Here is an 8,408-nt window from a genome sequence, read left to right as displayed (position 1 = left end):
GCTTTTTTGTTGCTGATTCTTAGCCGGTAACTTTTAATGCAGAGTAGTGAGTTACTTGGTGTAGAGATTATTTGTAGCGGTTTTTCCATTTAAAGAGTATTGAATATTTCCACAATGTACGTATGAGTAGATATCCTACTAGTGAAAAAACACCTGCTAAAACCACACAGCCTAATAAAAATGGCGGGCCGATAGTTTCAATTGAGGCTTGGAACCATTGCCAATTCGCTTCAAAGTTAAACGCTTGTGGCTCATGCCCTAGCAAGGTTGCTCCTAAAAGGTAAGCCACATAAAACATGAGTGGCATAGTGATGGGATTGGTAATCCAAACTAGCGCCACAGCTAAAGGCAAATTGACATTAAATAAAATGGCTAGAGCAGCTGCAAGTACCATCTGAAAAGGCATCGGCAGCCAAGCGACAAATAGACCAACGGCAAATGCTCCAGGTGCGGAGTGTCTGTTTAACGTCCATAAATTAGGCTTTAAGAGTAGATCACCAAACATGCGTAAATTTTTATGTTCGCGCAATGTCTCGGGGTTGGGCATGAATCTTTCAATAAATTTTTTTGGCATAACTTCTATTTGCTGTCTTAACTTAATTCACTATGAATCGATTTATGTGCGGCTACTGCATTACCATTGTCTCTACAATGTTTTGGCCTTCCTTGGTTAATCTATACATCCTACCTTTTTTAATCGTAGTGGTTATTACTGCCTGTCGGCGCTTTCCGTTTGTCGCCGGAGGCTTACTCGCAATATGCTGGATAAGCGTTTTCTATTCTTTATTAATGGGCTGGAATACCGGGGAACGTGTCGCTACGCTCGATATTGAGGGCGAAATCATATCATTAGTTCAGTCAAACAGCGACCGCATTAGTGTGGATATTACCCTGATTGATTCAATTTCACCCCATATAGTGCACCGTAAGCTGCGGTTATACTGGCAGCAACCACCACCCGAAGTTAGTCCTGGTCAACGTTGGTTGTTTTCCATAAAACCTAAGCCAATAACCAGTATTTTAAACCAAGGTGGTTTTAACCAACAAAAGCATTTGCTTGCTAAACACATTATAGGCAAAGGTAGCGTCAAAGATGCCAAGTTACTGGCAAAGAACTTGTCTTATCGAGAGAATTTGATTGCTAGATTAAAGCCAGAGCTTGCCGTTTATCCAAGCCATGCTTTGTTGCTTGCACTATTAACTGGCGATAAGTCACTAATAACTAATAAAGAGTGGCAGCAGCTCCGCAGTACAGGAGCTGGACACCTTTTTGCTATTTCAGGTCTACATCTGTCAGTTGTATCCTTATGGTTATTACTTATTTCCCAGCGTGTTTTATATCGATTATTTCCTATAAGTAGTCGCCGTAATTGGCTTTTATGCTTAGCTTTTTCGGCTAGTGGAGCCTTATTTTACGGCTATTTAGCGGGGTTCTCCGTTTCAACTCAGCGAGCTCTAATCATGCTTTTAGCCTATATATGCTTCAGCGCGTTTAGTCGACATTCATCGAGTTGGGAACGACTGTTATATGCACTCTTCATTATTCTACTGTTTGATCCTGTAAGTATATTAAGTGCCAGCTTTTGGCTTTCCTTCGGTGCATTGAGCATAATTTTACTCACTGTAAGCCGCTATGATTCACGAAAACCAATTACAAAAATATCAAAGATAGGATCGACAGGAATGATCAAACGTTCTGTTATTAGGTTAAAAACAGCAATCTTGGTTTTTTGGTCGTTGCAATGGCGTTTGACAATTGCACTTGGTGTGATTCAGGCGATATTTTTTCAAGGCATGTCGTTAATTAGTTTGTTTATTAATCTTATTCTTGTTCCTTGGTTTAGCTTGGTACTAATTCCAATATGTTTATTGTCGCTGTTGATTTTTATGTTGCTAAGCCAACTTGGGATGTCAGTTAGCGGTGTTTTCGTTTTGGCTGCTTGGGCAATGGAGCCTGTAGTGGCATTACTGAATTTTAGTGAAAACTTAGGATTTGCTTGGTTAATACTGTCAGATGAACTTATAGCAGGCCTTATCTTGGCAAGTCTAGGCTGCTATTTGATGTTCAATATTAAGCATAAGTATTGGCGGCTATTGTTGCCTGTTATGTTACTGCCTTTAATATTAAGTGTTGTAGCTAACTATGCGAGGTCATTGGATAAAGCTTCTTTTGCTAGAAGCGCTTTAGATAATAAACGTTGGCAGGTGCATTTGCTCGATGTTGGTCAAGGGCTGTCTGTTGTGATTGAGCATAACAGGCGGGGGTTGATTTACGATACGGGAGCGAGATATGGCGAGCACTTTAGTTATGCGCAAAGAGCCTTGGAACCCTTTCTGTTAAGTCAGGGGATTATAGATATTGATTATATTATTATAAGCCATAGTGATAATGACCATGCTGGCGGAGTAGGGCTTATCAGCAAGGCTTATCCTAAAGCCCTGTTAGTTTCAGATCTTTGGTCGTTCTCACAAATTGATTGTAGACCTAAGCAGTTTTCATGGGGAAAGCTAAAGATTGAATTATTGGCGCCAAAGGTTGCACTCGCTGGAAATAATGGCTCTTGTGTGGTGAAAGTCAGCGATGATTTCAGCAGTGTTCTGTTAACCGGAGACATTGAAAAGCAGGCTGAGCGAGCTTTAGTTAATATGAATGCTCAACAACAAGCAGAAGGTTATTCTCAGAGTCGTAATCTAGCTAGTCGACTGTTAGTCGCTCCCCATCATGGTAGTGATACTTCATCTACAACCGCTTTTATTGAGGCTGTTTCTCCTGAGCTCGTTGTGTTCCCAGCAGGCTTTCGAAATCGTTATGGGTTTCCTAAAAAAGAGGTAGTTGAGCGCTATCAATTACAGCGAATCCCAAGCATTACGGTAGGCCAACAAGGACAGGTTAGTGTGTTATTTCACCAGCAAACTATGAAAGTTCGTACATATCGTTCGGATTTTGCACCATTTTGGTATAACCAAGTGTTTAGGTTTGGTCAGATTCAAAATCCGGAGTAGAATGCTTCTTTTACCAATATGTTAATTTCTCAATGACAACATCTCCTAAAAATGAAGTCTGGACTGTATTTAAGCGTTTACTTGGTTATTTAAAACCCCTTAAAGCAGTGCTCGCTTTAGCCATTTTTGGCCTAGCTATGTATGCCCTTGTGGATGCGACCTTTATCGCAGTGATTAAACCATTTATTGATGAAGGCTTTGGTGGCCAAGCTGCTAGCGGAGTTGCTGGTGGGGTTGGCAGTGTCGACTTTGGAACTGGGGCTGGCTTTAATTCGAGTAGCGAAGTTTTATTATTAGCCCCATTTGTGGTGATTGGATTATTTTCTTTACGCGGCCTTGCTAACTTCCTCTCAACTTATTGTATTTCATACATGAGTGCTCGCGTGATCATGGATATGCGTCAAGAAGTGTTTGAGCATTATTTAACACTCCCTGTTAGCTATATCGATAAAGAAAACACCGGCAATTTGATTTCTCGGGTAACTTACGACACCGAACAAATTGCACGAGCGTCAGGCAGCGCATTAATTACGATCGTACGTGACAGTATTACTGTTATTGGCATGATTGCGATTATGTTTTATTTCTCTTGGAAATTATCGTTAGTTATTTTGGTTATCGGGCCGATTATTGGTCTAGTGATCACTGTGGTGAGCCGTCGTTTCAGAAAGGTCTCTAAGCAGATCCAAACTGCCATGGGCGGAGTCACTGCAGCAACTGAGCAGATGATTAAAGGCCATAAAAACGTATTGTCTTTTGGTGGCCAAGAAACTGAAGCTGAGCGTTTTGCGAAAGTTAACGGTCAAAACCGTTATCAAACTATGAAGCTTGCGACTGCACAGGCAATTAGCCAACCTTTAGTAATGATCATTGGCTCATTTGCATTAGCATTCGTGTTATATGCGGCAAGCTTAGACAGTATGAAAAGTGAGTTAACAGCGGGCACCTTCGCAACAATTCTAGCGGCCATGCTTGCTATGTTGCAGCCAATTAAAAATTTAACTCGCGTAAACGCGGAATTTCAGCGTGGTATCGCCGCATGTACAACCGTATTTGAATTGCTTGATACTGAGCCTGAAAGCGATAAAGGCACGCTAGATGTGGAGCGTGTCAAAGGTGAACTTGCATTTAATCATGTTGACTTTAGTTACCCTGGACATGAAAAATTAGCCTTAAACGGCATTGACTTTAAAGTTGAACAAGGTCAAACGCTTGCATTGGTTGGTCGTTCTGGTTCGGGTAAGTCAACAATAGCAAGTTTGGTCACACGCTTTTACACTGGCCTCAAAGCCGGTGATATTACACTTGATGGCCATAGTATTAATGACTACAAACTTAAATCCTTGCGTAGCCAAGTTGCCTTAGTTTCTCAGCAAGTGACGCTGTTTAACGACTCTATCGCCAATAATATTGCTTATGCTTATCCTGGAGTTGCTACTCGTGAGCAAATCATTGAAGCGGCAACACTTGCCCATGCAATGGAGTTTATTGAGCCGATGCCTGAGGGCTTAGACACACAAATCGGTGAAAATGGGGTGATGTTGTCGGGCGGTCAAAGACAACGAATTGCGATAGCAAGAGCAATTTTACGTAACTCACCAGTACTTATTCTTGATGAAGCAACGTCGGCACTTGATACTGAGTCTGAAAAAGCGATACAGCAAGGATTAGATAACTTGCGCCAAAACCGCACGTCGATTGTTATTGCACACCGCTTATCAACGATTGAAAGCGCTGACCAGATTTTAGTGGTTGATCAGGGACAAATTGTGGAAAGAGGTACTCATGAAGAGTTATTGGCAAAGCAGGGCGTTTATTTCAACCTATATCAAATGCAGTTTGGAAGCTAAATGCAGTCTTGGGTTAATAAACTTTGGTATAAAGGTCACTGGATAAGGTATGTGCTGTGGCCTTTGTCTTTACTCTTTAGGCTTATAACTGGTGTAAGACGACAACTGTTTAAGCTCAGAGTAAAGCAAGCGATTAAACTTCCTGTACCTGTGATTGTTGTCGGTAATATTACTGTTGGTGGCAGCGGTAAAACGCCAATGGTTATCTACTTAATCGAGTTGCTACGTAAACAAGGGTTTAAGCCTGGTGTTATTAGCCGTGGCTATGGCGTTGAAATCGACGGCGTTAGAGCGGTATTGCCAGTAGATTCGGCCGATAGTGTTGGTGATGAACCCGCAATGATAGTCGCGCGAACGCAAGTGCCGATGGTTGTTGGCGCTAAACGCGTAGATGCAGCACAAAAATTATTAGCGGACTTTGATGTTGATATCATAATCAGTGACGATGGTCTGCAACACTATCAGTTAGCGCGAGATATTGAACTGGTGATCCTTGATGGTGAACGCCGCTTAGGTAATGGTATGTTACTGCCAGCAGGCCCTCTACGTGAAGGCGCTTGGCGTTTAAACTGTGTTGACCATGTAATTGTAAATGGTGGTGATGCACTTGCTAATGAACAAGCGATGACATTAGAGCCAAGCAAGTGGTTGCCTGTGTCTGCACTGCATCATGGTAGCTCAGTTCCTACAAAGAGTGACTCTATTGTAGCTATGGCTGGGATTGGTAATCCACAGCGATTTTTTGATTCATTATTCGCACGAGGCTATCGAGTAGAGCAGGTTCAAGCTTTTGATGATCATAGCGATTACCAAGAGGTGGCTTTAGCTGAACTAGCTGATGGTCGAATCTTAGTCATGACAGAAAAAGATGCGGTGAAATGTCGCGATTTTGCAAAAGATAACTGGTGGTATCTCGCAGTTGATGCGAAGCTATCTTCCTCATTTGATAAACAACTACTGACTAAAATTGATCAGTTAGTAGCAGATAAGTAAAGGCATTCAAAATGGCATTTGATAAAAAATTACTCGAAATCGTTGCGTGTCCAGTATGCAAAGGCAAACTTGAATACAATAAAGAAGCTCAGCAACTGATCTGTAAAGCTGACAAATTAGCTTACCCTATCAATGATGGTATTCCTGTTTTACTGGAAAATAAAGCTGAGCCTTTAGCTGAGTAAATAGAGCTTCAGTAATAAAAAAGCGCCTTAATGGCGCTTTTTTATTACTAAATAATATACTAAAAGTAGGAAAACTCTAGCTCGTAGAGCACTGCATCATCTTCATAAGAGTCGTATTTTGCTTGCATTGTATACTCGGGTCTTTCTATATCTACAAACTCAAAATTATCGATTGCATCACTAAACTGAAGCATCATCTCTTCTTTTAGTAATGGTAACTTCAGTGAGTTAATACTTCCAAGGAAAGCGAGTTCATCTTTATCAGAAAATAAGGATTCACTGATTTTAATTTGTCTAGGAGCCTGTTGGTCAAATTTAACTAGAATATGGTTTCCGAGCAGCCACCATGTGTCACCATCGTTGGCTATATTTACTTTATGAGCAAAGGGAATGTTTTGCCTGAGCTGGTTCAAGGTGAAACTCTCAGGCTTTGTCGGTGATATTTTATTAAATAACCATTGTTTTTGCTGTTGTGTTAATTGTTGAGGTTTACGGGCTGTGTGTGGACTTGTATCTGTAAGCGTAAAATGAGTTAGTAGCAATTGCTTTTGATATGAATCTGTTGAATTGAACTTTTCGAAACTAAGTGTAAGCTCTTGATTATTTGAATTTATTACTAATTCATCCGCACTCTTCTGTAAAACGTTAGATGTGATGTTTTCTTTCACTGTTGCAATATCACTCTTACGCTGCGCGACCCCATCCACTTTCCATAATGTATCATCAAAACCGGGCCTAAATCCTAATATGTTAAGCCCTGCAATATTTAAGATGTTTTGTTTTGATGTTACGTGAGTCAATGTATCATTATTAAATGTAAACCATAATTCTCTTCCATAACCATATAAAACCTGGTTGTCATCCAGGCTGATTTCGATACTGGGCGGGCCTAATTTCTTTATGGTATCAGAGATATGGCTGCCGATTTTCATCCCGTATACGCCAGTTGCTATAGAGATGTTTTCTTTGGGTAACTTTATTGCTTGGGCAAGTTTATACGCTGACTTTGTTTGAAAGTCATCAGGGTTATATGTAACCTCATAAGAGTATCTAAGTACTTGGTAACCTTGAGCATTAAATGGTGCAGCAATACTTGAAAGAGACTTATCATCTGGGCACATTTTAAAGGCTTGCGCTTCAAGCTTGGTTCGTTGTTTATTTTTTTTGCCGTAATTTGTTCTATGGTGACTAACTGTATTGATAATAACGGCGTCAGCTCCTCTATTTAGAGCGTCTTGTTCTAATTTCAGTAGTGCGGATTTCAATGATGGGTTTATCTTTTTATCTTGTGAATTGCTGATCTCAATTTCATCTGAGCTTAAATTGATGAGTCCAAAATCTTTTTCCACACAGTTTGGTTTGTAATCTAATATCACAGTATTCTGCGCTGCATTGGTTGCTACTGGGGCTGTAGTCATTAATAAAAAGCAAAATATTTTATGAGTAGAATTTGGCATGCAATGCATTTCCTTATGCTTAATTATGTTGCTACTTTGTTATTTTGGAAGTCTAAAGTCAAATCGAAAACTATTATCTAGTTATTACCTATACCTATTTATCTGATTTTCGAGGATAACTAGACCCTAGTTACAAAAGAATTTTTTTAATTCAGTGGTAGCTAGTGGATAGGTGTCTCGTTAATTGGGTTGTAATTACAATAGTAGTTCTATTGCTTGGACCTGTAAGGTCGCTTCTCCTCCATATTTGTCTGTCATACTCGGCGTTAAATAAAGCGCATTGATCTCATTTAGCACTATGCCATGGTCTAGCGAGCTTTTAGGTGTCCAGTCAGGGCGAGAGAAAGTAATCAAATCGACTTCCACTGTATTCCACTCATTGCTTGCTGGAAGGCTCGTTTGATAGTGAGCATAAGTCTTATCACCGTCTTTACCATAGTGAGATTGCGATAATTTAATCAGTAAAGGAATATCACATTTATAGGTGAGGCTAATTCTTTTCGTGCCGGCTAAAGTGGGGACGTCTGGCGTATAGATTACTTCTACCCAAGAATTTCGTTTGGCATCAACGCGAGGTATGCGTTTAAAGTTAACCCATATGCCCGCAGGTGTAAGGATTTGATTGCGAAATGTGGCAGTACTTCCGTATGGATCGGTAGCATAGCTCCAGTTAGATGGTTTTAGTTTAGAGCTTTGCTCTGTTGCCACACTGACATTTATATTAATGACTGAAGCTGTAGCCAAGCAGAGTAATGCATATTTCAAAATTGAGACCATGATTATCCTTATCATATTGTATATATTTATCGCTACTTCCTAAATGAAGTGCGAGTCGTGTGTACTAAATTAGGATAACAAATATAAGATCCGCTATTGTCTTATTATATAAACATTTTATTTTGTGCTTTAGCGTTAATGAG

The 8,408-nt window shown here is 40.2% G+C and carries 7 protein-coding genes; 4 read left to right on the top strand and 3 right to left on the bottom strand.

Annotation, left to right across the window (positions count from 1 at the left end):
* Nucleotides 1-67: 67 nt before the first annotated feature.
* Complete coding sequence (locus AB4298_RS04090) at nt 68-574, bottom strand: DUF2062 domain-containing protein (protein ID WP_371985813.1); 507 nt, start codon at nt 572-574, stop codon at nt 68-70.
* 77 nt (nt 575-651) lie between these two features.
* Here AB4298_RS04090 and AB4298_RS04085 point away from each other — a divergent pair, with 77 nt between their 5' ends.
* The 4 genes from AB4298_RS04085 to AB4298_RS04070 are packed head-to-tail and all read left to right on the top strand — an operon-like array spanning nt 652 to nt 6,031.
* Nucleotides 652-3,003 carry a DNA internalization-related competence protein ComEC/Rec2 gene (locus tag AB4298_RS04085; protein WP_371985812.1) on the top strand — a complete coding sequence of 784 codons (2,352 nt, stop codon included), beginning with the start codon at nt 652-654 and terminating at the stop codon, nt 3,001-3,003.
* 32 nt (nt 3,004-3,035) lie between these two features.
* Nucleotides 3,036-4,853, top strand: coding sequence for a lipid A export permease/ATP-binding protein MsbA (gene msbA, locus AB4298_RS04080; protein ID WP_248998346.1), 1,818 nt, complete (start codon nt 3,036-3,038; stop codon nt 4,851-4,853).
* A complete protein-coding gene (lpxK, locus tag AB4298_RS04075; RefSeq protein ID WP_248998347.1) occupies nt 4,854-5,846 on the top strand; it encodes a tetraacyldisaccharide 4'-kinase in 993 nt (330 codons plus the stop codon).
* An 11-nt stretch (nt 5,847-5,857) separates the two neighbouring features.
* Complete coding sequence (locus tag AB4298_RS04070) at nt 5,858-6,031, top strand: Trm112 family protein (protein ID WP_084221416.1); 174 nt, start codon at nt 5,858-5,860, stop codon at nt 6,029-6,031.
* Nucleotides 6,032-6,090: 59 nt separating this feature from the next.
* On the opposite strand, the gene AB4298_RS04065 is transcribed toward AB4298_RS04070, so the two are convergent.
* Complete coding sequence (locus AB4298_RS04065) at nt 6,091-7,488, bottom strand: hypothetical protein (protein WP_371985811.1); 1,398 nt, start codon at nt 7,486-7,488, stop codon at nt 6,091-6,093.
* Nucleotides 7,489-7,683: 195 nt separating this feature from the next.
* On the bottom strand, nt 7,684-8,265 hold the full coding sequence (locus AB4298_RS04060) for a hypothetical protein (protein ID WP_248998349.1): 582 nt from the start codon (nt 8,263-8,265) through the stop codon (nt 7,684-7,686).
* Nucleotides 8,266-8,408: the final 143 nt, after the last annotated feature.

The sequence above is a fragment of the Shewanella sp. 10N.261.52.F9 genome (assembly GCF_041471165.1).
GTDB lineage: Bacteria > Pseudomonadota > Gammaproteobacteria > Enterobacterales > Shewanellaceae > Shewanella > Shewanella marinintestina.
Note: the sequence above shows the minus strand (reverse complement) of the source record. Positions and strands in the feature narration are given on the sequence as shown.

Coding starts and splice junctions, on each gene's coding strand:
- AB4298_RS04090 (WP_371985813.1), bottom strand. CDS start 574: ATGCCAAAAAAATTTATTGAAAGATTCATGCCCAACCCCGAGACATTG.
- AB4298_RS04085 (WP_371985812.1), top strand. CDS start 652: ATGTTTTGGCCTTCCTTGGTTAATCTATACATCCTACCTTTTTTAATC.
- msbA (WP_248998346.1), top strand. CDS start 3,036: ATGACAACATCTCCTAAAAATGAAGTCTGGACTGTATTTAAGCGTTTA.
- lpxK (WP_248998347.1), top strand. CDS start 4,854: ATGCAGTCTTGGGTTAATAAACTTTGGTATAAAGGTCACTGGATAAGG.
- AB4298_RS04070 (WP_084221416.1), top strand. CDS start 5,858: ATGGCATTTGATAAAAAATTACTCGAAATCGTTGCGTGTCCAGTATGC.
- AB4298_RS04065 (WP_371985811.1), bottom strand. CDS start 7,488: ATGCCAAATTCTACTCATAAAATATTTTGCTTTTTATTAATGACTACA.
- AB4298_RS04060 (WP_248998349.1), bottom strand. CDS start 8,265: ATGGTCTCAATTTTGAAATATGCATTACTCTGCTTGGCTACAGCTTCA.